Annotated in this window: 22 protein-coding genes; 10 read left to right on the forward strand and 12 right to left on the reverse strand. The window is 54.3% G+C overall.

Going from position 1 to position 23,170, the window contains the following annotated elements:
• Positions 1-102: 102 nt before the first annotated feature.
• From BB497_11305 to BB497_11315, 3 genes are all read left to right on the forward strand, one after another.
• Complete coding sequence (locus tag BB497_11305) at positions 103-1,260, forward strand: transposase (protein AVI63242.1); 1,158 nt, start codon at positions 103-105, stop codon at positions 1,258-1,260.
• Positions 1,261-1,526: 266 nt separating this feature from the next.
• Complete coding sequence (locus BB497_11310; protein AVI64343.1) at positions 1,527-1,805, forward strand: hypothetical protein; 279 nt, start codon at positions 1,527-1,529, stop codon at positions 1,803-1,805.
• 89 nt (positions 1,806-1,894) lie between these two features.
• The gene (locus BB497_11315) at positions 1,895-2,950 is read left to right on the forward strand and encodes a diguanylate cyclase (protein AVI64342.1); all 1,056 of its coding nucleotides are present in this window, start codon (positions 1,895-1,897) and stop codon (positions 2,948-2,950) included.
• Here BB497_11315 and BB497_11320 read toward each other — a convergent pair.
• From BB497_11320 to BB497_11345, 6 genes are all read right to left on the reverse strand, one after another.
• Complete coding sequence (locus BB497_11320; protein AVI63243.1) at positions 2,934-3,383, reverse strand: cyanoglobin; 450 nt, start codon at positions 3,381-3,383, stop codon at positions 2,934-2,936. The genes BB497_11315 and BB497_11320 overlap by 17 nt on opposite strands.
• Before the next feature lie 56 nt (positions 3,384-3,439).
• On the reverse strand, positions 3,440-4,276 hold the full coding sequence (locus BB497_11325; protein ID AVI64344.1) for a hypothetical protein: 837 nt from the start codon (positions 4,274-4,276) through the stop codon (positions 3,440-3,442).
• 38 nt (positions 4,277-4,314) lie between these two features.
• Complete coding sequence (locus tag BB497_11330) at positions 4,315-6,660, reverse strand: diguanylate cyclase (protein ID AVI63244.1); 2,346 nt, start codon at positions 6,658-6,660, stop codon at positions 4,315-4,317.
• Positions 6,661-6,698: 38 nt separating this feature from the next.
• Entirely contained in the window at positions 6,699-7,379 is a 681-nt protein-coding gene (locus BB497_11335) for a Cupredoxin (GenBank protein ID AVI63245.1), read from the reverse strand.
• A 222-nt stretch (positions 7,380-7,601) separates the two neighbouring features.
• Entirely contained in the window at positions 7,602-8,174 is a 573-nt protein-coding gene (locus BB497_11340) for a lytic murein transglycosylase (GenBank protein AVI63246.1), read from the reverse strand.
• A gap of 12 nt (positions 8,175-8,186) precedes the next feature.
• Positions 8,187-9,920, reverse strand: a complete 1,734-nt coding sequence (locus tag BB497_11345; GenBank protein AVI63247.1) for a proline--tRNA ligase — start codon at positions 9,918-9,920, stop codon at positions 8,187-8,189.
• Between the two features lie 266 nt (positions 9,921-10,186).
• Here BB497_11345 and BB497_11350 point away from each other — a divergent pair, with 266 nt between their 5' ends.
• Entirely contained in the window at positions 10,187-10,621 is a 435-nt protein-coding gene (locus BB497_11350) for a hypothetical protein (protein ID AVI63248.1), read from the forward strand.
• 114 nt (positions 10,622-10,735) lie between these two features.
• Here BB497_11350 and BB497_11355 read toward each other — a convergent pair whose 3' ends face one another.
• Together BB497_11355 and BB497_11360 are read right to left on the reverse strand one after the other, a co-directional pair.
• Complete coding sequence (locus tag BB497_11355; protein AVI63249.1) at positions 10,736-11,959, reverse strand: hypothetical protein; 1,224 nt, start codon at positions 11,957-11,959, stop codon at positions 10,736-10,738.
• Positions 11,960-12,073: 114 nt separating this feature from the next.
• On the reverse strand, positions 12,074-13,492 hold the full coding sequence (locus tag BB497_11360) for an amidase (protein ID AVI63250.1): 1,419 nt from the start codon (positions 13,490-13,492) through the stop codon (positions 12,074-12,076).
• Between the two features lie 159 nt (positions 13,493-13,651).
• On the opposite strand from BB497_11360, the gene BB497_11365 reads away from it, so the two are divergent.
• Complete coding sequence (locus BB497_11365) at positions 13,652-14,239, forward strand: XRE family transcriptional regulator (GenBank protein ID AVI63251.1); 588 nt, start codon at positions 13,652-13,654, stop codon at positions 14,237-14,239.
• Here BB497_11365 and BB497_11370 read toward each other — a convergent pair.
• Both BB497_11370 and BB497_11375 read right to left on the reverse strand, forming a co-directional pair.
• Positions 14,209-15,069, reverse strand: a complete 861-nt coding sequence (locus tag BB497_11370) for a deoxyribonuclease IV (GenBank protein AVI63252.1) — start codon at positions 15,067-15,069, stop codon at positions 14,209-14,211. The two genes, BB497_11365 and BB497_11370, sit on opposite strands and share 31 nt — an antisense overlap.
• A gap of 8 nt (positions 15,070-15,077) precedes the next feature.
• Complete coding sequence (locus tag BB497_11375) at positions 15,078-15,845, reverse strand: glycerophosphoryl diester phosphodiesterase (protein ID AVI63253.1); 768 nt, start codon at positions 15,843-15,845, stop codon at positions 15,078-15,080.
• 160 nt (positions 15,846-16,005) lie between these two features.
• On the opposite strand from BB497_11375, the gene BB497_11380 reads away from it, so the two are divergent.
• Positions 16,006-16,983 (forward strand): quinone oxidoreductase, encoded by a 978-nt coding sequence (locus BB497_11380; GenBank protein AVI63254.1) that lies wholly within the window; start codon positions 16,006-16,008, stop codon positions 16,981-16,983.
• An 80-nt stretch (positions 16,984-17,063) separates the two neighbouring features.
• Here BB497_11380 and BB497_11385 read toward each other — a convergent pair whose 3' ends face one another.
• The gene (locus BB497_11385) at positions 17,064-17,960 is read right to left on the reverse strand and encodes a silent information regulator protein Sir2 (GenBank protein ID AVI63255.1); all 897 of its coding nucleotides are present in this window, start codon (positions 17,958-17,960) and stop codon (positions 17,064-17,066) included.
• Between the two features lie 181 nt (positions 17,961-18,141).
• Between BB497_11385 and BB497_11390 the strand changes: the two genes are divergently transcribed.
• From BB497_11390 to BB497_11405, 4 genes are all read left to right on the forward strand, one after another.
• Positions 18,142-18,951 carry a crotonase gene (locus BB497_11390; GenBank protein AVI63256.1) on the forward strand — a complete coding sequence of 270 codons (810 nt, stop codon included), beginning with the start codon at positions 18,142-18,144 and terminating at the stop codon, positions 18,949-18,951.
• A gap of 34 nt (positions 18,952-18,985) precedes the next feature.
• A complete protein-coding gene (locus BB497_11395) occupies positions 18,986-21,163 on the forward strand; it encodes an acetyl-CoA synthetase (protein AVI63257.1) in 2,178 nt (725 codons plus the stop codon).
• Positions 21,160-21,963 carry an enoyl-CoA hydratase gene (locus BB497_11400; protein AVI63258.1) on the forward strand — a complete coding sequence of 268 codons (804 nt, stop codon included), beginning with the start codon at positions 21,160-21,162 and terminating at the stop codon, positions 21,961-21,963. The genes BB497_11395 and BB497_11400 overlap by 4 nt, the downstream gene beginning before the upstream one ends.
• Before the next feature lie 186 nt (positions 21,964-22,149).
• The gene (locus tag BB497_11405; protein AVI63259.1) at positions 22,150-22,476 is read left to right on the forward strand and encodes a hypothetical protein; all 327 of its coding nucleotides are present in this window, start codon (positions 22,150-22,152) and stop codon (positions 22,474-22,476) included.
• Positions 22,477-22,775: 299 nt separating this feature from the next.
• Here the strand turns inward: BB497_11405 and BB497_11410 are convergent, their stop codons facing one another.
• Entirely contained in the window at positions 22,776-23,144 is a 369-nt protein-coding gene (locus BB497_11410; GenBank protein ID AVI63260.1) for a transposase, read from the reverse strand.
• Between the last annotated feature and the right edge of the window lie 26 nt (positions 23,145-23,170).

Raw genomic sequence — 23,170 nt, forward strand, 5'->3', positions numbered from 1 at the left:
TTTGCGCGTCAAACCTCGTATCTTCTAGTGCGAGGAAGGATAGCACGAGGCGCACAGCGCCTCTTGATTGACAGACTATTTTTACCGCGCTAGATTTTGGGAATGAATACCGTACACCGCGCCTATCGTTATCGGTTCTACCCCACACCTGAGCAGGCCGACCAGCTTGCTCGGACGTTTGGCTGTGTGCGGTACGTCTACAACCATTTCCTGCGCCAGCGCACCAATGCTTGGTTTGAGCATCAGGAGCGCATGGGTTACACCGCCACGGCCAAAGCACTCACTACCCTCAAGAAACAGCCGGACACTGCGTTTCTGGCTGAGGTGTCCAACGTCTGTTTGCAACAGTCACTCCGGCATTTGGATCGGGCGTTTAGTAACTTCTTCAAAGGCCAGGCGCGGTATCCCACCTTCAAGAAAAAACAGCGCAAGCAGTCAGCCACCTACATGGCCAACGGCTTTCGCTGGCGCGATGGCAGGCTGTGGCTGGCCAAGCACAGCGCTCCACTTAACATCCGCTGGAGTCGCTGTTTTACCGGCACACCGAGCAGCATCACGGTGAGCTGTGACACGGCTGGCCGTTATCATGTCAGCTTTTTGGTCGAAGAAGCGGTAACGCCGCTGCCGGTGACACCGAAGATGGTGGGCATTGACCTGGGGCTAACCCACCGCGTTATCACCAGCCACGGCGATAAAATCCCCAATCCACGCTTTCTGCGCCGCACTGAACGCAAGCTGGCAAGAGCGCAGCGCCGGTTATCGCGCAAACAGAAAGGTTCTAACAATCGCGCCAAGGCGAGGCTTCGGGTCGCTAAGGTACATGCCAAGCTGGCGGATCAGCGACGCGATGCCACCCATAAACTCTCTACGCAGCTTATTTACGAGAACCAAGTCATTGCTGCCGAGAGCTTGCAGATTAAGAACATGGTCAAGAACCGCGCACTGGCCAAGGCTATCAGCGACGTGGGCTGGCATCAGCTCACACAACAACTGGCGTACAAGGCCGAGCGGTACGGGCGCGATTTCGTTCAGATCGACAAGTGGTATCCCAGCTCGAAACGCTGCTTTCACTGTGGTCATATCACCGACAAGATGCCGTTAAATGTCCGTACCTGGGACTGCCCACGCTGCGGCACCCAAGGCATTGACCGCGATGTAAACGCCGCTTGCAATATTTTGCAATCCGGCAAGGCGATGCTGGCGGGGGCCGACAAGCTCCGTCAGCATGAAAAGGCTACCGTAGGGCCTACGGGACGTTAAGCCTGTGGAGCGTGTGTAAGACCTAAGGTGCTATCACCAAGGGCAACGGGCTACGAAGCAGGAACCTGGAAGGTGACAACCAGGAATCATCGTCTCTTTAGGGCGGTGAGGAGGTCAAAGTCAGTTTTCCATTAGCAAGTGTACATGCACGAGAATTAACCCTCATCAATGGCGATGACACCCGTCAGATCGCTACCGCTTCGCTAATCCAACAGGCAGATACCACTTTCACCCTTTTTGACCCATACCAGGGGCGAGACGTGGAAATGCGAGGCTTTGAATTTCGCGATTTCCTGATTGAGCAGTTTGGCGAGATACCACCTGCGTTGCACTTCACTGCTTGGGATGACTATGACGTCACGCTGAGCGGGTGGGACGACCCCAATTGGTACATGATCGTAGAAGAGGATGGCGAGCCACTGACCCTTCGCTCCCGCGGGCCGCTGCGCCTGGTAGAGCGAGACTATGGAGCACGCGATGTCAATTCACTGCGCGAATTTAACGACTGGGTTTGGATGATTCGTAGCATCGAGGCTAGATGGTGAGTGCTAATGAGCCTGTCGACCCCCCGGCTTCTGCGGAAAAGCGAAGCAGGGGAAAGCGGCACTATATAACCTGGCTTTCATTGAGCCTGATGGGCTTTATGGCGCTGATGATGCTGATTATTTACGAATCGCGCTGGGTGTATCCAGAAATTCAGGCCTATTTCAGCCAGACGGGTAGCTTAACAGGCCAGCAGTTGGCCACTCGTTCCCGCGCCTACCTGCAGCGTGCCCAGCAAACACTGTTTAACGAGCAGACAACGAGCGTGGAAAACATTGAGGCTGTTTCGTTGGATTTGGATCTCGCCTATGGGCTAATGGACGTGAGTGTCTACCATCAAGAATACGCCTGCACGGCGCCTAGTATTTCGATTGTTGGCTCCCTTGCGCCGCGTCTATCACAGGGTGACATTTCAGCGATTGCTGCCTCCAGGGAGCTGTTAGGGCCTATTAACTGCCTAACGCACATTGAGATGGATCAGTTAGATCGCCGCGGCATGGCGATCAGTAACTTCTCAGAAAGTACCCGCCGCCATAACCAAGTGCTTACCTACACAAGCATGGTGATTTTTATAATGGGGCTTCTTTTTTGGTTGATGCATGAGCGTCAACTGCGCCGCACCGAGCTTGCTACTGAGCAAAAGCTTGCTTGGATGAAGCGTGCCATGCGTGACCCGCTCACCGGGATTGGCAACCGCAGCGCACTTCACCAAGAGGTGATGGCAAGGGCAAACGAATCCCTTGGGCTGATCTTGGTTGATATCGATTTTTTTAAGCAGTACAACGATGCGCTGGGCCATCCTGAAGGCGATCAACTATTACGCCGTTTGGCTAACCTGCTGCAAAATCAGTTAGGCCCAGAGGCCAAGCTATACCGGCTAGGGGGCGATGAGTTTGCTGCCGTGTTGCCGTGCCCCAATGATTCCGTCCTTACCCAGTACTGTGAGTCGTTGCTGTCACGTCTCGCGGCAGAGCAGTTTAAGCATCCTGCCCACCCGGATAATAAAAGCGTCACGCTGAGTGTTGGAGCAGTGCGTTTTGTGGCGGTTGAGACAACCTTCGCCTATGCCTATGAAGTTGCCGATAAAGCGCTTTATCGCGTAAAAACTGCTGGACGTGATGGCTGGCAAATTAGCGCAAGCGCATAACCTCTTTATAGAGGGGGGCTAAGCGGCCTAGCATGTCATTGCGGGCGGCGAGCGTTACCCCCTCTTCCTGCATCGCGGCATCAAGATATTCCACCACGCGGTTAAAGTGCGCGTCTGTAATGCCCATGGTTTGGTGGGCACGATCCATGGGTGGGCCGTCGTAGGTGCAGGGGCCATCGCTAATTTCGCACAGCTGAGTAGCCAGGGATGCGGCAAATAAATCAATGTTACTGTTGGCAAAGTAGACCACTACTTCGTCGTCATCGGCAATGCGGTAAAGCAAGTTGTCTACTACGGCATCAATAGTGGGCTGACCGCCCATCCGCTCATAAAGCGTGGTATGCGAGTTGTGCTGGGCGCAGCCCGTCAGCAGCAGCGTACTTGTCAATACGCCCGCAATGAATTGGCGGCGCAGCGTCAGCTTAAACATCATTCTAAATCGTCCCATGGCGGTTTCCTTTAGTAGCCTTGTTGAAGGGCATGAGCGGTTTAAAATGCCGCCTGTAACGAGATATAGCCGCCGCGCTGGGAGGGCAGGCCGGCAATATCGCCTAAATCGAGCCACGCCCCTGTCACCGATACGTGCTTGTTGAAGAAGTAGGCGCTGTAGAGACTTTGCCAATCATCTTCCTGGGCTACGCTGAGGTTGTCCGGTTTTTGGCGATACTCTGTGCCCACTACCCAGTTCGGGGTAACGAACACGCCTAGGCTGCCTTCTGCCATCCACGAGCGCCCGCCCTGGTCTCCGCCAAACCCAAGCAACCCACCTTGATTTGCAGCTGTATTACGCAGCGTACCGTTCAGTAGCACGTTGCGGCCAAAAAAAGCGTTAAAAAGCAGTTTACTGGCGCTTAGGTACGCATCAGTGCCGTTAATGTCATGAGCCCCCAGCGCGGTGGGTACGCTGCCATCAACAAGGCGTTTATGCATGACGCCTGCGCTCCAAATACCTAGCGGGTGATACAGCACGTCGCCGAATAGGCGTGCTTTTGCCCCGTAAATATCCTGTTCCAGCTCGCCGCCTAGTGTAGAGAGTTCAAGGGTTTGGCGAGCAATAGAGAATTCCAGCCGATCGTGTAGGTTAATGCTGGCACCTTTCACGGTAAGCCGGTAATCGTCGAGCCAGGCGCGGGTAGCGGAGGCAGTAATGCCGATTTCATCGTCGCTGGCGGTGCTGGCGAGAACAGCCCAAGGCGACAAACCACCCCCTGCCGCGCCTTCAATTGCACTGACTGCTCCAGTGCCTAGAATGCGGCTGCCTGCCATACTGGGTGTCGCTGCTAAGAAAGCACCCAGTGCGGCGGCAGCTACGATGGCGAGCCGCATTGATGAGCCGGTATTACGCATGTGGTTCCCTTTTTTAATTAGTGGTCTGACATAGGGGAGGCAAGGGTGAGCGGTGTGAATGCCGTTAGCCAGTGGGTAACCTCATCGGCGGGCATCGGTTTAGCAATCCAGTAGCCTTGGAGGTAGTCGCAATGCAAATAGCTAAGCAGCTCAGCGCTTGCGCGATTTTCAACGCCTTCTGCAACGATTTTAAGGCCTAGGTTGTGGCCCATCTCAATGGTGGAACGGACAATGGTGAGGTCTTCTTCTTGGGAATCGAGTTTAAGTACAAACGACTTGTCGACTTTTAGCTCATCCACGGGCAGACGTTTTAACTGCGCTAGGGATGAGTAGCCGGTGCCGTAATCATCGATGGCAATGGTTAAGCCCATTTGGCTGAGCGCCATGAGCGTTTCCATAGCGGCTTCGATATCTTGCATCACGGCGCTTTCAGTGACTTCCAGCGCAAGCTGGTCGGGGGTTAAAGCGTAGCTTTCGAACAGCTCGTTGATGAGGTTGGGAAGCGCCCCATTAATCACGTCGCTGGCGGAAAGGTTTATAGCCACCGATAAGTGGTGACCGGCACATTTCCATAGATGTAGCTGCTCACAGACGTGGGCCATCATCCATTTTGAGAGCAAACCAATATTGCCTGAGCGCTCGGCAAGCTCGATAAACTCGTCTGGCGGAATAAACCCAAGCGTTGGGTGCCGCCAGCGCATTAGCGCTTCAAACTGGCAAACGCGGCCTGTTGTTGTGTCTACTTTTGGCTGATAAGCCATCCAGAGTTCATCTTTATCAACGGCCTCCTGCAAATCCCGGATCAACATGAGCTGGCGCAGGTGCTGCTCCTCCTGGCCCTCTTCGTAACGCTTGTGGCTATGGTGTTGACGTTGTGCCTTATCAAGCGCGATATCGGAACGCCGCAGCAGTAATTGTGCGGTGTTACCATGGTCTGGGTAGCTTACTTCACCCGATGATAGAGAAGGCGTTATCAGTGATTTATCTAACCTGACGGGGCCGCCAATCAGCACCAGCATCTCTTCGCGCTGGGCGTCATCAAAACATGCTTGGCTAATCAATATCATGAGCTCATCGCTATCTAGTCGATAGGCTTTCATGATGGGGGCTGGCAACGCCTGCACACGTTTCGCGAGCGTGATGAGCAAATGATCCCCTAGCTCATAGCCAAAGGTGTCGTTGATATCGCGGAAGTCGTTAATAGAGAAGCGCAGTAGGGTAAACGCTCGGCCTTGGTGGATAAACTGCTCGATATCCTCAAACGCGCTCATGCGGTTGGGTAAGTTAGTTAATAGGTCGTGACGGGACTGATGCAGCAGGGTGGCCTCGCGTTTGGCGATGTCCTGCTGCATGGAGAGTAGCGTGGTGGCGAGCTGTTTGGTTTCAGCGACGGTTGAGCCTTCAGGAATGTATTCGATACGCTCACCCTGACCAATGCGCTTGGCTGCCTGGGCCAGCGCAATCAGTGGTTTGCTGATGCTGCGAGCACTCCACATAGCCGCCGCTAAGGTTAGAATCAGCATAAGGGCAACAATGCTCAATAATTGCCATTGTAGACGGCTGTAAGCGCCTAGCAGCTCATCACGGGAAAGCTGAATGAATGCAAAAGATTGATACTGGCCGTCGGTGAGCAGGGGCAGTGAGTAAGATAAATAGCGATTATCGTCGCTCATCAGGCTACGGTTGGTATAGCTGCCGCTCCTCAGTTGCTCTTCGCTGTCGTCCATCAGCTGCATTGCTAGCTGTTGATGGTAGGAGCTTGCCAGATAGCGCACTTCACCAGTGGCATCGTAGGTTACGATGCTGACATCTAGCCCGGTAAGGGCGTGGATTTCCTGTGTCACCTCTTCATCAATTAAAAACCCCATGCCAACCCAGCCAATTAAGTTAGGGGCACGCACCGGTAGCAGTGCAAACTCATAGGGTTGGCCCTCGTCAATCACTACGCCAACGCCGCTCCCTGTTTGCCGAGCGCGTTGAAATAGCTCGGGAAACGGTATTGCGCTCTGCTGCTCATGGTGGCTGCTGGCCAGCACGTTACCGTTTAAATCACTAAGCATCACCATGTCGGCACTGGCTCGATCACCGTGATTGGCCAATACCGAGTAGAGCGTAGCCGTGTCTTGGGTAGCGACAGCGCTCTTAAAGCCAAAATCGTCGGCCAAGATAGCCACGTTATCGCGCAGCTGTTCGCCGCGGATATCAAGCAGCTGTTCCAGCACGCGAGCGCCTACTTCTAAGCGCTGATTTCCCTTCGCTAACGCATCATTTTGGGTGGCACGCAAAAAAGCCACCCCCGTGGCCAGCTGCGAAACGATCACCACTGTCAAAAGCACTAGCATTAAGCGCGTGCGAAAACGCATCGTTACCTCAGTACCAAAGATGTGAACAGCAGTGCCCGCTACTGCTGAGTATGCGTGGCATTACGAAAGCGCTGCTGCAGTGGCGACAGCGTGGGAGGTTCTGGTGTGAGGGCATTGAGCTCAAGGCTAACGGTTAGTGTGTCTGCATCACTGATATCGCCTTCCCACCAAACGTTTTGGCGGTCATCCATGCGGCTGTGCCATACCCGCATGTGGTGACGGCCTTCTGGGAGGTCAGGGACGTCTAAAGTACCGTCAGCATTCGTGAGCGCAGCGTAGGGGGCATCGCTTACCACGATGAACGCCTGCATTTGGTCATGAATATTGCAGCCCAATACCACCACACCCGCTTGATCAAAGTGAATAGGCGGCGGCGTTTCATTTAAAAAAAGTTCCAGGTCAAAGACTTTAGCTGGAGAAAACGAAAAGACATGGTGTCGCGTCGTGTCTTCATTTGGAAATGCGACATGGCTGCCAGTAGGGACTGTTGTGACGGTAGGGTGGAAGGCAGCGTCCCGTTGGATAATGTTTTTATCGGTGGCTGGTGGGGTGGCTGTACCCTCAATATATAACTCTACAACAGCATGCTCTAAAGGGGAGCCCTCAGTATCTGTAACGCTTACTGTGGCAGCCTGAGCTTGAACGCTAAGCAACGTAGCCAGAATACTTAGCGGCCATGCAAAATGGCGTAGACCAGCACTTTTACACAACAGGGGCATAGCGGTAGACCTAATTAACGACAATAAAGGCCTTGATCATGTATCTATTACGTCGAAAAGTCATGTTATCGCATTAACGATGTACTCACAGATGCTGGTACACACAGCTTAACTGTTTTGGGTGAGTGCTTTTAATCACGTGCTTTAAGGTCTCTCTCGGAATTTTACCCAGCAGGACCGATGGATGAAGTCAGCGCTAACGGATGAAGTCTAAAAGCTGCGTTAGCGCCAATAGTCACGCCATGTTTTCAGCACCCGTTCAGGGTACCAAGTTTGCCCAAGGCTACCGTTATAGCGCGCCAGTGCACGGGTGAAATCGCCGCGTTCAACGGCTAAGTAGTGGGCCAAAATAGTACAGCCGTAGCGTAAGTTACGGTTAGGTTCGGTGAGGTCATCAATGGGCAGGCCTAACTCTTCCACCCAAAAGGGCATGATCTGCATTAAGCCGACGGCACCGGCAGACGACACCGCGTCTGCTTTAAAGGCGCTTTCCACTTGAATGAGGGCTAATACTAAGTTGGGGGGCAGCCCCGCTAGGTGGGCTTCGTGGTAGAGGCGTGTTAACAGCGCATAGCGCCGGTCTGGATCGCTGATAAAGCGAGACAGTGGCGCATCCATTCGGCTGCGCCACTGTTCCAGCTGCCACTGATGATAGGCGGTTTGTTGGTACCTGGCTTCTAAGGTTAAGCGCAGCGGTGGCTCTGCTGCGCTTTGCAGTGGCGAGGCGACGAATATGACGGCCAGTGCCCACCTTAGCATCCGCTGCAAACGGCCTATTGTTGCGCTCAGCGACATCGTCGTAAGCGGTTACTGTGCGTTGCTAAAGCCCGCTTGTTCGCGCAGAAAATCAACGATTTTCTCGGCGGGGATCATGGTGGCTTCGCTGTCGCGACGGCCTTTGTACTCCAGTTCGCCGTTGTCCAAACCGCGGTCACCGATGACCAAGCGGTGAGGCACGCCCATAAGCTCTAAATCTGCAAATTTAACGCCTGGACGCGTGTCGCGGTCGTCTAATAGTACGTCTAAGCCTGCCGCGGTGAGCGCCTGGTAGAGGCGTTCAGACTCTTCACGCACCCGCTGAGATTTATGTGCGTTCATGGGAACGAGTGCGACCTGGAACGGCGCGATGGCGTTGGGCCAGATGATCCCGGATTCATCGTGATTCTGCTCAATAGCGGCGGCTACTACGCGGGTTACGCCGATGCCGTAGCAACCCATCCAAGGGTGGCTGGTTTTGCCGTTATCGCCCAGTACGCTGGCATTCATTGCCTGGGAGTACTTCTGACCAAGCTGGAAAACGTGGCCCACTTCAATGCCACGCTTGATGGAGAGCGTGCCTTTACCATCGGGTGAGGGGTCGCCTTCTACCACGTTACGCAGGTCGGCTACCTGGGGAAGGGCAGCATCGCGCTCCCAGTTAATCCCGAAGTAGTGCTTGCCATCGACGTTAGCGCCGGCGCCAAAATCGCTCATTAGTGCGACGCTGCGGTCAATAATCACCGGGAGCTTGAGCCCAACCGGGCCAAGCGAGCCTGGGCCTGCGCCGACGGCCGCGCGAATCTCTTCTTCGCTGGCCATGGTCAGGGGGGGGTTAACCTGGGGCAGGTTTTCCGCTTTTACTTCATTAAGTTCGTGGTCGCCACGCACCAGTAGGGCGATCAGGCCACCTTCAGCTGCGTGTACCATGAGTGTTTTAACGGTTTTTTCAATGGGTAGCTTAAACTGCTCAACCAGGGCGGCAATGGTCTTGGCATCGGGCGTGTCGACCAGGCGCATCTCTTCGCTAGGGGCGGCGCGTTCAGGGTTGCTGCCCAGCGGTGCAGGCAGTGCTTCCGCTTTTTCGATATTGGCTGCGTAATCGGATTCGTTAGAGAACACGATGTCGTCTTCACCCGAGTCGGCCAGCACGTGGAATTCGTGGGAACCCGTGCCACCAATGGAGCCGTTATCGGCAATGACCGGGCGGAAATCGAGACCCAGACGGGTAAAGATGCGCGTGTAGGCATCGTACATACCTTGGTAGGTCTCTTTGAGGGAGGCTTCGTCCAGATGGAACGAGTAGGCATCCTTCATGATGAATTCACGTGAGCGCATCACGCCAAAACGAGGGCGGATCTCATCACGGAATTTAGTTTGGATTTGGTAGAAGTTAATCGGCAGCTGTTTATAGCTGGCGATCTCTTTTCGCACCAGATCGGTAATTACTTCTTCATGGGTGGGGCCAACGCAGTAGTCACGGTCGTGGCGATCTTTTAAGCGTAAAAGCTCAGGGCCGTACTGTTCCCAGCGGCCAGACTCCTGCCACAGGTCGGCAGGTTGGACGGCAGGCATTAAGACTTCCTGGGCGCCGGCGCGGTTCATCTCTTCTCGCACAATGGCTTCCACCTTGCGCAGAGTGCGCAGGCCAAGGGGTAGCCAAGTGTAAAGGCCCGACGTAAGACGGCGGATCATCCCGGCGCGCAGCATTAACTGGTGGCTGATGACTTCAGCGTCGGCCGGGGTTTCTTTTAATGTCGCAATCAATAATTGGCTGGCGCGCATGGGCGTGAGCATTCCTTGGTTGTAGGGGTAACGCTGGTTTGTTGGGTCGTCATTAACGCTGACATTAGCACGTTGATGTGCGTTTAAAGCGGCATTGTACGGTGAAGCGGTTAACGCGGCAAAATCCTGCCGCTATTTGCTTAGCAGCGCTTAGGTTGAATTGTGTTAAACTTGTCGGGATTTGTGGGTCGATAGCGTCTGTTAATTCAAACTCTACGTGGCATTGCCACCGGCTATCGGTACTTTGGAACAATGAGGTAACCTTCATGCATCAAGCATTGCGCCGTTGGCTAGCGGGGGCGACGGTGGGTGTCTCCATCGTAGCACTCAGTGGGTGTGGAACGCTTTTTTATCCTGAGCGAAAAGGGCAGTTAAGTGGCGATGTAGATCCTGTAGTGGCCATCGCCAACAGTGTTGGTTTGCTGTTCTTTATTGTGCCGGGCGTCATTGCTTACGCAGTTGACTTCTCTAATGGCACTATCTATCTGCCTAGCAACAGCAGCGCATCAGTAGATGTGCATAAACTGGATGATGCCATGGACGTCGCATCACTAGAAAAGTTGCTGTCAGATAAAGCCGGTCAGCCTGTTAGCCTGGAAAATGAGCTGGTCATGATCGAAGAGGTGGACAGCTTAGACGAAGCGCTTGCGATGGTGCGAATGTCTGGCGTGTTGGATGAAGAGCGTCTTTCGACGATGTAAGCGCATCACTACGTAGATTAATACAAGGGTAGGCCCACCTCGTTGAGCTTTCCCTTCGTTTGAAATGCCCCCTGCCGTCAATGAGCGCCTGGGGGCGTTTCATTTTAAAGCACGTTAGCCAAGGCTCTTTTTCTTGAAAGTGGTAAGTTTCAGCACGATTAAGCCCGCCAACAGCCCCCAAAAAGCACCACCAATCCCCAGTAGTGAAATGCCTGACCCGGTTAGCAAAAACGTCACGATAGCGGCATCGCGCTGTTCGCTTTTCTCAAAAGCACCTGCCAGGCCGCTACCTAATGTGCTCAGGAGTGCGATACCCGCCAGTGCCATCACTAAAACGCTAGGTAGGGCATTAAATATGCCGGTGACCGTTGCGCCGAAAATGCCCATTATGATGTAGAGCACGCCAGCGGCGACGCCTGCGGTATAGCGGCGCTGTGGGTTAGCATGAGCATCTGGCCCCATACACACCGCTGCGCTAATAGCGGCCATGTTAAGTGCGTAGCCACCGAAGGGTGCCAGAAGCAGAGTTGCGCCACCTGTCCAGCTAATTAAGGGTGAGCTGTTAGGCTTATAACCTGCTGCCCTTAAGACTGCTAGAGCAGGTAAGTTTTGGGTGGCCATGGTAATCACAAAGAGCGGTATGCCAATTCCTATTAACGTCGCAGGGTTAAAAACGGGCGCGGTAAACACCGGTGCGGTAGGAGTGAGCGGAAGCCCCTGTACATTTATTTGCCCCTGAAACATGGCAATCAGCACACCGATTAGCAGCACACAAGGCACTGCGAGCGTCGGCCATAAACGTCGGCCAGCTACCCATGTGGCCAGCATAGCGAGAGGTAGCAGCCATTGGCTCTCCATAACGTTAAACAGCTCTAACCCAAAGCGCAGCAGAATACCCGCCAGCAGCGCGGATGCAATGGCGCCAGGGATATGTCGCATTAAGCGCTCAAACAACCCAGTGACTCCACAAAGTGTGAGTAGCAGCGCGGAAAATAGAAATGCCCCAATAGCTTCTTCAATGGGCACGCCGGGTAAATTGATGGCTAAAAAGGCAGCCCCAGGAGTAGACCATGCGGTGAGCAGCGGCATGCGGTAGCGGAGCGAAAGTCCTAATGAGGTAAGCCCCATACCCACCCCCAAGGCCCATAGCCAAGAGCTAATTTGTGCAGCGCTAGCACCGGCAGCGGCCGCTGCCTGAAAGATAATCGCCGCTGAGCTGGTATAGCCAATAATCACCGCTACGCAACCAGCGGTAACGGTCGACAGGCTCACGTCGCCCCAAAATGCGGTTTTTGGGGTGGTGATAGCTGAAGGCTTAGTGGTGTTTGGCGCTTCCATAGGGACCTCACTTACGCACATAAATGTGCGCTATAGCGCACAAAGCGTAAGGCTACCATTGTGCGTCATAACGCACAATGGCAGTGTTGGAAGCTTGATGGCGGCTAGGTGCGATTAGCTTGCGAAGTGAGCGGGGTTCGGGATGCTAGGGAAGCGAGGTGGATGCGCCTGCATATAGGCGTGGCAAGCTCTCAGCACGCGTTTATCGTCATATTTACCACCTGCTAGTTGAAAACCTACGGGTAAGCCTTGTTCGGTAAAGCCGCAGGGCACTGAAGCGGCGGGTTGCTGGCTTAGGTTAAACGGATAGCTAAACGCCGCCCACTCTTCCCAGTCGCGCATTTTACTGCCTGGAGGGACTTCATGGTTAATTTCAAATGGAGGAAGGGTCACGGTGGGGGTCATCAATAGGTGGTATTGCTGATTAAAATACTCTAGTCGCTGGGTGAGTGTGGCACGGTCGGCAAGGGCGCGAAATAACTCAACCGCTGACCAGCTTTCTGCTTCTTTAGCATTGGCAACTAAGCCTGGGTCTAACAGTTCCCGCTGGGCACTGCTCATTTGTGACCACTGTTCTAACGAAGCGGTAAACCAGAGCTTGCGGAACGTATCCAGCGGCGATTCGAACCCCGGATCTACCTCAACCACTTCCGCGCCAAGTGCCGCAAGTTTATCGGCAGCTTCTCGCACTCGTGCTGCTACTTGCGGGTCAACTTGGGCATAGCCTAAGTCGCTTGAAAAGCCAATACGCAAACCTTCCAGGCCTTTATCCAAGTCCTCACCCCAGCACGCTGGCTGGCCTCGGGTGGCGTAGGGGTCGCGATAATCGTAGCGGCCCATAACATTGAGCATGCTGACCGCATCTTTCACCGAACGGGTAAGTGGCCCTAAATGCGAAAGGCTGGGTTCTTTAGAAGGCGGCCATTGGGGTGTCCAGCCGAACGTGGGCTTAAAACCAAAAACGCCGGTAAATGATGCGGGAATTCGGATAGATCCCCCAGAGTCACCCCCTTGGTGGAGCACGCCCATATTTAGCGCTGCCGCCGCAGCGGCCCCACCGGAAGAGCCGCCCGCTGTTAGTCGTGTATCCCAAGGGTTAGCGGTAGCGCCAAAGACCCGGTTATCAGTGACAGCCTTCCAGCCAAATTCAGGGGTGTTGGTTTTACCAAGAATAATTGCGCCTGCTTCTCGTAACATTCTGGCGGGTGGTGCATCGGTATCGCAGAGCGCATCTGAGATGGTGAGCGACCCCTCTCGACAGGGCATATCCGCCACCTGGGTAAGATCCTTAATGGAAACGGGTACACCGTCGATAGGGCTCAGCGGTTTTCCTTGCCCCCAGCGCCTTGCTGAAGCCTTGGCAGCGTTTTCGGCGCCCTCGTTATCTACATACACGTAAGCATTTACTTGGTTGTTAAACCGCTCAATACGCTCTAGTGCAGCTCGGGTTGCCTCTAAGGGTGAGGCTTTGTGTGTTTCATAGAGCTGGGCCAGCGAGCGTGCGTCCATTAGGCCTAGGTCGGTATCGCTCATTAATCGCTCCTTGCGTTTCGTTAATACAATAAACCTCATGTAAGCCTAGGCAAGCAGGCGTGAGTCTGCAAAATGGGGGCTAAAACCAAGTTGCCAATCGGGCCATGCTGTAAGGGCAAGTAGTCGGTAAACTAACTAACCTCATTAAAGGAGAGCCCAATGGCAAGCGCGCCCCATACTATTGCTGAACATATCGCAGGAACCGTTAAACAGCTTCGCAAAGAGCGTGGCTGGAGCCTCGACCGTGCTGCTGGGGCTACCGGAGTAAGCAAAGCGATGTTGGGTCAGATTGAACGGGGGGAATCTAGCCCGACGGTGTCTACCCTCTGGAAAATTGCCAGCGGTTTTAAAGTCTCGTTTTCTAGGTTATTTGATGGTGATAAGCCCGCGCTGGGGGAGCTGCATAGGGATGGTTGGGAGTCGGTATGGGGGGAGGATAGCGTGGGGATGCAGGCGCGGTTGCTCTTCCCTTACGATCCGCTACTGGGCTTTGAAATGTTTATGATTGAGCTAGCACCCGGAGCAATCAGTGAGTCATCTGCTCACGCCAGTGGGGTCGTGGAACATATCGTCGTGGTGGAAGGCGAAATGGAGCTGCGCATTGATGAGCGCTGGCAAACCCTTCGAGCGGGCGAGGGGCTGCGCTTTTTTGCCGACAGGCCCCACGCCATGCGTAATAACACCGCCACGCGGCTACGCTTTCACGATGTGATTCACTATCTACCTGGGGCCGCTTCCGGCGCCTGAGCGCGCAGCCAGTTAAGCTCATCGGCCCAAATGTCAGGTTCAACAGTTTCTAAGATCATGGGAATGCCGCTAATGCGTGCGTCTTGCATGATAGTGGTAAACGCAGCTAATCCGATATTGCCTTTCCCTAGGCTGTGGTGGCGGTCAACGCGGCTGGCAAAGGTGCTTTTGGCATCGTTGAGGTGCATACCCCGCAAAAACTCAAAACCCACCACCTTGCCAAGCTCATTCAGCGTATCTTGGGTGGCGTCCGCGGTGCGTAAGTCATAGCCTGCCGCGAAGGCGTGGCAAGTATCAATACAGACGCCAACCCGGGTTTTATCGTCGACGTGTTCGATAATTTCCGCGAGATGCTCGAAACGCCAGCCAAGGTTAGTACCTTGGCCTGCGGTGTTCTCGATGACTGCTGTGACGCCTTGAGTATGGCTTAGCGCTTCGTTGAGCGACTCAGCAATCCGCTTGAGGCAATCGGACTCGCTGATCTTATTTAAATGGCTGCCGGGGTGAAAATTGAGCAGCGTGAGTCCCAACTGCTCACAACGCTGCATTTCGTCTAAAAACGCAGCGCGGGATTTTTCCAGCCCCTCTGTTTCTGGGTGGCCAAGGTTAATCAGGTAGCTGTCGTGGGGCAAAATTTGCTCGGGGCCAAAGCCGTGCCTTTTGCAGGCTTGCTTAAACGCCGAAATGGCTTCGTCGGTAAGCGGTTTGCCTTTCCACTGACGCTGATTTTTAGTGAACAGAGCAAACGCCGTTGCACCGATTTCCACGGCACGGGTAACGGCTTGGTCAGCACCGCCTGCGGCACTGACGTGGGCGCCTAGGTATTTCATTGTTTTCCTTAGCCGTGCTGGCGTTGGTTATTAAGGTAGCGCTGGAAGGCGGCGGGTTCATCGGTAATAGCGCTGGCGACCCCCCATGCCCAGCGGCTATCAAAAGCACTGGGGTCGTTGGGTGTGTAACACAAAACTTGATAGCCATTTTCTCGCATGGCGTCGGCCTGGGAGCGCTTTAAATGCGGCCAGTGCGCATGAATGCTAAAGGCTTCTACCGCTTCGCATTGGGCGCGCCACTCTTTTGGTGTGCTACCGAACAGCACCCCAAGCGCAAGCGCTTCTTTAGGCGCAAAATGGCGGCAGTGGGCTAGGGCAGCGGGGTCAAATGATGAGACGATTAATCGCTCGGCGGGTAACGCCGCCAATACACTTGGCATTACGGTGTCGACGAGGGCGATGGGGTCGCGGCCTTTATTGACCTTAATCTCTAAATTCACCCCCATGTTTAGCTCGTTAAGTAGCGCAAGCATAGCCTCTAGGCTGGCCATTTTCTCCCCAGAAAAACCATCGCCAAACCAACTGCCAACGTCTAAGTGCTGGACTTGCTGCCAGGTTATCATGGCAAGCTCTCCACGGCCGTCGGAGCAGCGGCTAACATCGCTATCGTGCCAAATAACCGGTGTACCATCGCCAAGCAGTTGAACATCCAATTCTACCCAGGTGGCGCCTGCATCATAGGCGGCACGAACCGCCGTTAAGGTGTTTTCTGGCGCCGCGGCTGAATAGCCACGGTGAGCAATAAGAGTGGGCAAGTTGATTGTGGGATGCATCATACAACAGCCTTCTAAAAGTGACCGATTAGATAGCGAAGTTTAGCATGGCTGCATGACACGGATGTTTCTCCACAGATGGGCTATTGCTTGATTTATCGGTTGTGACGCGGTTGGATAGCGACACAAAGTACGGCCAATGAATAATAAAGGAGCCTTGAGTATGACTAAGCGCATTGAGTTTTCAAAGACGGGTGGTTCAGAGGTGTTGGAATGGGTAGATGTTGAGCCCGCAGCGCCTGGTGCCGGTGAGGTGCGTATTGCCAACAAGGCGGTAGGGCTTAACTTTATTGATATCTATTTCCGCACCGGGCTGTATCCCGCGCCGTCTATGCCCTCAGGCTTAGGCACTGAAGGTGCGGGCGTGGTAGACGCGGTGGGCGAAGGCGTGACGCACCTGAAAGCGGGTGACCGAGTTGCCTATGCCCAAGGCCCGCTGGGCGCCTACGCTGAGGTACATACGCTACCGGCTGCTAAAGTGGTCAAGCTACCGGACTTTATTGATTTTGAGACTGCCGCTGCCAGCATGCTGAAAGGCTTAACCGTGCAGTATTTACTTCGCCAAACCTACGCGTTAAAAGGCGGTGAAACCATTTTGTTCCACGCGGCGGCAGGGGGTGTTGGCTCTATTGCCTGTCAGTGGGCTAAAGCGTTAGGCGTTAAGCTAATCGGCACCGTTAGCTCTCAAGAAAAAGCGGATCTTGCTATGGCGAACGGCGCCTGGGCGACGATTAACTACACCGAAGAGAACGTCGTGGAGCGGGTGCGGGAGCTGACTAACGGCGAAATGTGTGATGTGGTCTATGACTCTGTAGGTAAAGATACCTGGGAAATGTCGCTGGACTGTTTAAAACCCCGCGCACTGATGGTGAGCTTTGGTAATGCTTCTGGCCCTGTGGATGGGGTGAATATCGGCATTCTTAACCAAAAAGGCGCGCTGTTTGTGACCCGGCCAAGCCTGAATGGCTACGCCGATACCCGCGAACGCCTAGAGATGATGTGTGAAGACTTCTTTGCCATGATTGAGAGTGGCAAGCTTAAGATTGATATTGCAAACCGCTACTCGTTACAGGATGCGGGTAAAGCGCAAGATGCGCTGCAGAGCCGTAAAACGACCGGTTCAACCATCCTGCTTCCTTAGCCGTCCATGATGGGCATGCGCTCCTAGCACTCAGCGGCACCCGCTTCTTATGGGAGCGGCTGCCCTGGGTGATTACCTCTTTATTCCACTTCCACGTAAGCCCCCATTTTGCGCATCCGGCTCTCAAAACTGGCGACGTTATCAACCAGTTGGTCCGGGCCAAAGGCCACGCACTCTGCCAATATCGCTTCGCTTAAGGTAATCGCCGAGAGTATCGAGGGGAAAAAGTGCGGCGTGGCGTTGGCAACCGTAAAGGTAACGCTGGCTCCGGGTACCAGGGGTGAGCGCAGCGTATCGGTAATTACGATGGCCTGTACGCCGTTAGCGCGTGTCACTTCTAGTGCTTTTACTGTTTCTGCGCAGTAGGGTTCGAAGCCAAACGCTACCACTATGTCTTGCTCATTGAAATGATCCAGCTCGGTAAGCAAGCCGCCTTCTAATCCCCGGATTAACACCACGTCAGGCATGGCAATCCGCCCTACGTAGGCAAAGTGATATGCGCAGGCAAACGTATCCCGAAACCCGACGACCGCGACCCGACGAGCCGCCAGGATTCGCTGGGCGGCATCCTTAACGCGCGCCTGATTATCAGCCGTAAATAGGCGGCCAATGTTATCGAAAGCGGCATCACCTACCTCAACAAACAGCGCATCTTCAGGCTGGTTGGCCTGATGTTTTAGCTTGCTGGCACGCCCGCTTAGCTCAACGGGTGCTGACTGAACGGCGGACTGAAACACGTCTCGAAACTGCTCATAGCTTTCAAAATTTAACCGTTTGGCTAGACGAACCAGCGTTGACGGCGTTACGTCCGCGGCCGCGGCGGTTTTGCGGACTGATTGAAAGGCGATGCCAATGGGGTTTTCCAGCACATAGCTGGACGCGCGCTTTAGCTGGGGGCTTAGTGTGGGATAGCTTTCAGCAAGCCGCTGATTAATCTCGTCCAAGCCCGTTGGATGTGGGTGGTGGGGGTCAGGCATGGCGTGCTCCCAAAAGTAATATAAAACGTTTGTGCCAATAATAAATGTTTTTGATACGCATGTATTGACTGATTTGTACTGAATACCCTATCGTTGGCAAAACATATGTTTCTTTTTTTTAAAAAAATAGAACATATGTTTCTTTTTTTGATGCTCAGTTCTTAGAGGTTTTAAAAATACGATGTCCTCCGCTGACCGTACATTGCCCTGCTACGAAACGCTGCTGGTCTCTCAGCATAACCGTGTGTTGGAAGTGCGCTTTAACCGACCGAAGCGGCTGAACGCGGTGATCGAAGCGCTCTACCGTGAGCTATTAGATGTGCTGCAGTACGCTGCCCAAACGCCCGATGTAAGAGCGGTAGTACTTACCGGTGAGGGGCGGGCATTCTGCGTAGGGGCGGACATGAAGGCCCACGGCGGTGCAGCACGCACGCTTTTCCAGCGCCGTGCGTATTTAGAGCTAGGCAACGACGTGTGCGAGGCAATCATTAAGCTTAACAAGCCCGTGGTCGCTGCAGTGAATGGTTATGCCTTAGGCGCCGGGGCAGAAATGGCGGTGTCCTGCGATTTTATCGTGATGGCAGATGATGCCCAGCTTGGCTTCCCTGAAACCAGTATTGGCACCTGTGTAGGGGGCGGGGTCTCTAAACTTTTACCTCAACTGGTAGGGCTAACCCAGGCTCGGCGGCTGCTCTACTTGGGCGAAAAGATTGCCGGGGTTGAGGCTGCCGCCATTGGCCTGGCGCTAGCCAGCCACGCCCAGGAAAATTTGCGCGAAAAAGCGTTGGCGTTAGCGGAAAAGCTTGCCAACCAGGCACCGATTTCCATGGCCATGTTAAAGCCTTTGGTCAACCGTGGTGGCCACACCAGCCTAGAGAGCCAGCTACAGCAGGAATTAGACGCGGTGTTTACCTGTTCTACCACCGAGGATTGGCAAGAGGGTGTCGATGCGTTTGCTGAGCGGCGCGCACCGAATTTCCAAGGCAAATAGTTCGTCCTCTTACTCTTTTTAGACAAGTGACACCATGAACACCATTGAAGGCAATCTCCCGCTACGCAGCCCGTTACACGCTATTTTGGCACCCACCGGCATTGCCGTCGTCGGCGCCTCTGCTGACCCTACCAAGCGTGGTTATAAAGCCATGGTGGGGCTGGTAAAAGGTGGCTATCGCGGCACTATTTACCCCGTTAACCCTAAAGCTGACACGATTTTAGGCGTGAAAGCATGGCCCTCTATCAGTGAGGTGCCAGGCACTCCTGAGCTGGCGCTGCTGTGTACCCCTGCCGCGACGGTGCCGGCGCTAATCGCCGAGTGTGGCCGCCGAGGCGTAAAAGGGGCGGTCATTCTCGCCAGCGGCTTTGGTGAAACTGGCGAGGCGGGCGCGGCGCTGGAAGCAGAAATGATGGAGGCAGCCCGCGCCCACGGTGTGCGGATTATCGGACCCAACACCTCAGGCATGTTTAACCTTCACCACCACATTAATTTGCTGGCGCTGGATAACGTCACCCCTGGCGATATCGGGATTGTGTCCCAATCGGGCAATATGCTGCTTTCGCTCGCGCTTGAAGCGCAGCACAACGGCCAGGTGGGGTTTAGCACCTATATTGGCCCTGGCAATCAAAGCGATATAGGGTTTAACGATTACCTGCGCTACCTGGGGGAAGATGAGCATACCCGGGTGGCCACGCTTTACGTGGAAGGCTTTCGTGATGGCCGCAAGTTTTTAGATGTTGCCCGGGATGTGACCGCCATGAAACCCGTGGTGGTGTACAAGTCTGGCGCCACCGAACAAGGCCAGAAAGCGGCCAGTTCGCACACTGGGGCACTCGCGGGCAGCTACCAGATGACCGTTGATCTACTGCGCCAAGCGGGTGTTAGCGTTGTGCAGTACTCGGATGAAATTTTGCCCGTAGCGGAAGGCTTAGGGCGGCTGCAAAAAGCCCCCGGTAAGCGCGTTGCGGTGATTTCTGATGGCGGCGGCCAAGCCACCATTGCTGCCGATCGCCTGGCAGAGGCTGGATTACAGCTAGCAGAGCTCTCCGACAATACTCGTACTGCGTTACGGGGCGTGCTACTGCCCCAGGCATCTACCGTCAACCCCGTCGATGTTGCTGGCTCTTCTGATGCCAATCCGTCACTGCTGGCGCGCTGTATTGAAATCGTTATGGCGGATGAGGGCGTTGATAGCGTGTTTTTGGTGGGTATGTTTGGTGGTTATAGCATGCGTTTTGCGGAGTCCTTACTCGGGGATGAAATGCGCGGCGCCGAAGCCATGGTAGAACTCGCCAACGCCAATGAAAAACCGCTTGTCATTTACAGCCTCTATGCGCCGATTAAGCCACCCGCGCTTCGGCGTCTGCATGAAGCAGGCTTGCCAGTGTATGCCTCCATTGAACATGCAGTGCGTGTGCTTTCTGCCTTAGGTGAGCGCGGCGAGTATCTTGCTGGCCGAGCGGTTCATGTCGCAGCCGATCCCGTACAGCCTTCAGTAGCCGGGCAAACTATGTTTAAAACAGCCCGAGCCGAAGGGCGGGACTTGCTAGAGTTTGAAGCTAAGGCACTGCTGGCCGAGCACGGTATGGCAGTGCCTGATGAGCCGCTAGCAAAAAGCATTGACGAGCTTAACGACATTGCCCGCCACTTTGGCGATAAACCGCTTGCTATGAAGGTGGTGTCGAAAGATATCCTTCATAAATCGGATGCGGGTGGGGTAAAGCTAAACCTTGTGGGTGAGGCAGCGCTTCGCGAGGCTTACCAGGCGATTCTTGAAAGTGCCTACGCCTACGACCCTAGTGCCGATATTGAAGGGGTATTGGTAACCCCTATGGCCGAGAAGGGCGTGGAGGTGATTGTTGGCATGCTTCGAGACCCGATCTTTGGCCCGGTCATGATGTTTGGTCTGGGCGGTATTTTTGTCGAAGTGCTTGAAGATGTAGCGTTTCGTGCGTTGCCACTTAGCCGCGCTGATGCAGAATCTATGGTTAACCAGATTAAAGCGCAAAAAGTATTGGCTGGGGTGCGCGGTGCCGCAGGTGTCGACAAGCAGGCCTTAGTCTCGCTGCTGGTACAAATTTCCCGTTTGGTGGAGGCCTACCCTAGTATCCACGAGCTAGACTTGAACCCGATAATTGCCTACCCGGAAAGTCATGAGACCGGCTATGCGATTGTTGATGCCCGAATTATTGTGGAGCGTGACCAATGAGCCAAGCGGTACCTGAACTAGTTGATGCTACGTTAACGCTGGAAAATCGTGTAGCAACGCTTACCTTAAATCGCCATGACGTGCGTAATGCGCTAACGGGCACCCAGCTTGTGGATGATATTGTAGCGACCGCGGAGTGGGTAAACCATTGCCAAGAGGTTTCCGTACTGGTGGTGACTGGCGCGGGCTCTGCCTTCTGCGCAGGTGGTAACGTTAAAGATATGGCAGAGCGGGGCGGCGACTTTGCAGGTGACGTTGCCGAAGTTGCCGAGCGCTATCGACGGGGCATACAGCGCATGCCGCTGGCGCTTGATCGGGTGGAAGTGCCGATTATTGCCGCGGTTAACGGAGCTGCTATTGGCGCAGGGTTTGATTTGGCCAATATGGCCGATATTCGTGTTGCTTCAAACCGCGCTAAATTTGGTGAAACCTTCCTTAACCTGGGGATCATCCCGGGCGACGGCGGTGCATGGTTTATGCAGCGCCAGATAGGTTACCAACGCGCCTTTGAGCTGACGCTTTCTGGGCGAATAATTACCGCAGAGGAGGCGCTTGCCTACGGCGTGGTGCTAGAGGTAGTTGAACCAGACAACTTGATGGCGACCGCTATGGCGCATGCCAACCGAATAGCCGCCCAGCCTCCTAAGGCCACTCGTTTAACCAAGCGGCTGATGAAAATGGCGCCCACGATGGAGCTAAAAGGCTTTTTAGATGTCTGCGCAGTTTTCCAGGGTATGTGTCACAACGAGCCGGAGCATCTTGAGGCTGTTGAGCGGCTGCTGGCCAGTATGAAAAAATAAAGAAGGTTCACGTATATGCCTATCAAAGCCTGGCCACGCCAGGCTTTTTGTTATTTGTTTGGCGGATGTCACTGTTTTCAGGAGCTTTACGGTCGTATAGTCATTGCACCTGACTCAAGGGCTTACGCGTCGCCCACTGTGTGGCGTGCTAAATGGATGTCCGCAACATAGGGAGGTGGCATACATATGACATTGGAAAGTTTGGGGCTAGCGCCTAGTACCTTGGTATTTGTTGTTCTGGGCATAACGTTGGCTGCCTTTATGTGGGGGCGCTTTCGCTATGATTTAGTCGCGTTGGCGGCCCTGCTTGGCTCGGTCATGCTTGGACTAGGTTTTGTACGAAAAGTTGGCTCGCAAGCAACGGTCGATGCACGCCACGCATACCATCGCCTTAAAGCTACTTGCCAGCTTTTCATAGCGTGTGGCGATCCGGCGACATTCTTTAAGCCAGCTAAAGCAGCGTTCTATCACATTCCGTTGCCGATATTTCGGTTTATCGAACCGTCTAGGTAGCCCAGGCCGGGTTCTTCGGTGCATATTGCGCTGAGCAATCACGGGTTTCATGCCGTGCCTGTCGCAATAATGACGCAGCTCATCGCTGTCGTATCCTTTGTCAGCCACCACATAGCGACTACGTTTGCGAGGACGCCCGACGCCACCTGGTAGATGAATGCTCTCTAATGTCGCAACGAAGTGACGAGAATCTGCCTCTTGACCAGGAGACAGTGTGAACGCCAGTGGCCAGCCATGACGATCACAAACCAAATGAATTTTGGTTGTTAAACCGCCGCGGCTACGGCCGAGCGCGTGGTCTAGCGGTTCTGTTGAACCCCCTTTTTACCGCCTCCAGCGGCAGCGCGTGTGGCTCGCACGGAAGTGGCATCGATCATCCACGTGTCTAGATCCATAAGCCCATCTTCACGTAACTTAAGCTGCAAGCGAGAAAGTACCGCTTCAAAGGTGCCGTCATCACGCCACTTGCGGAACCGGTCATAAACCGTCGACCAAGGACCATATCGCTCGGGTAAATCACGCCATTTAGCACCAGAGCACAGTACCCAGAAGACACCATTGAGCATTTTCCGGTCATCCCGCCTGGGTCTGCCCATGGTTTGAGGAGGAGCCACGATATCTTCGATCTGTGCCCAGCCGTCATCAGAAATCTCGTAACGTCCGACCATTGTTTTCCCCTATGCTGCTTTTGCAT

Source organism: Halomonas sp. GFAJ-1, from assembly GCA_002966495.1.
GTDB lineage: Bacteria > Pseudomonadota > Gammaproteobacteria > Pseudomonadales > Halomonadaceae > Vreelandella.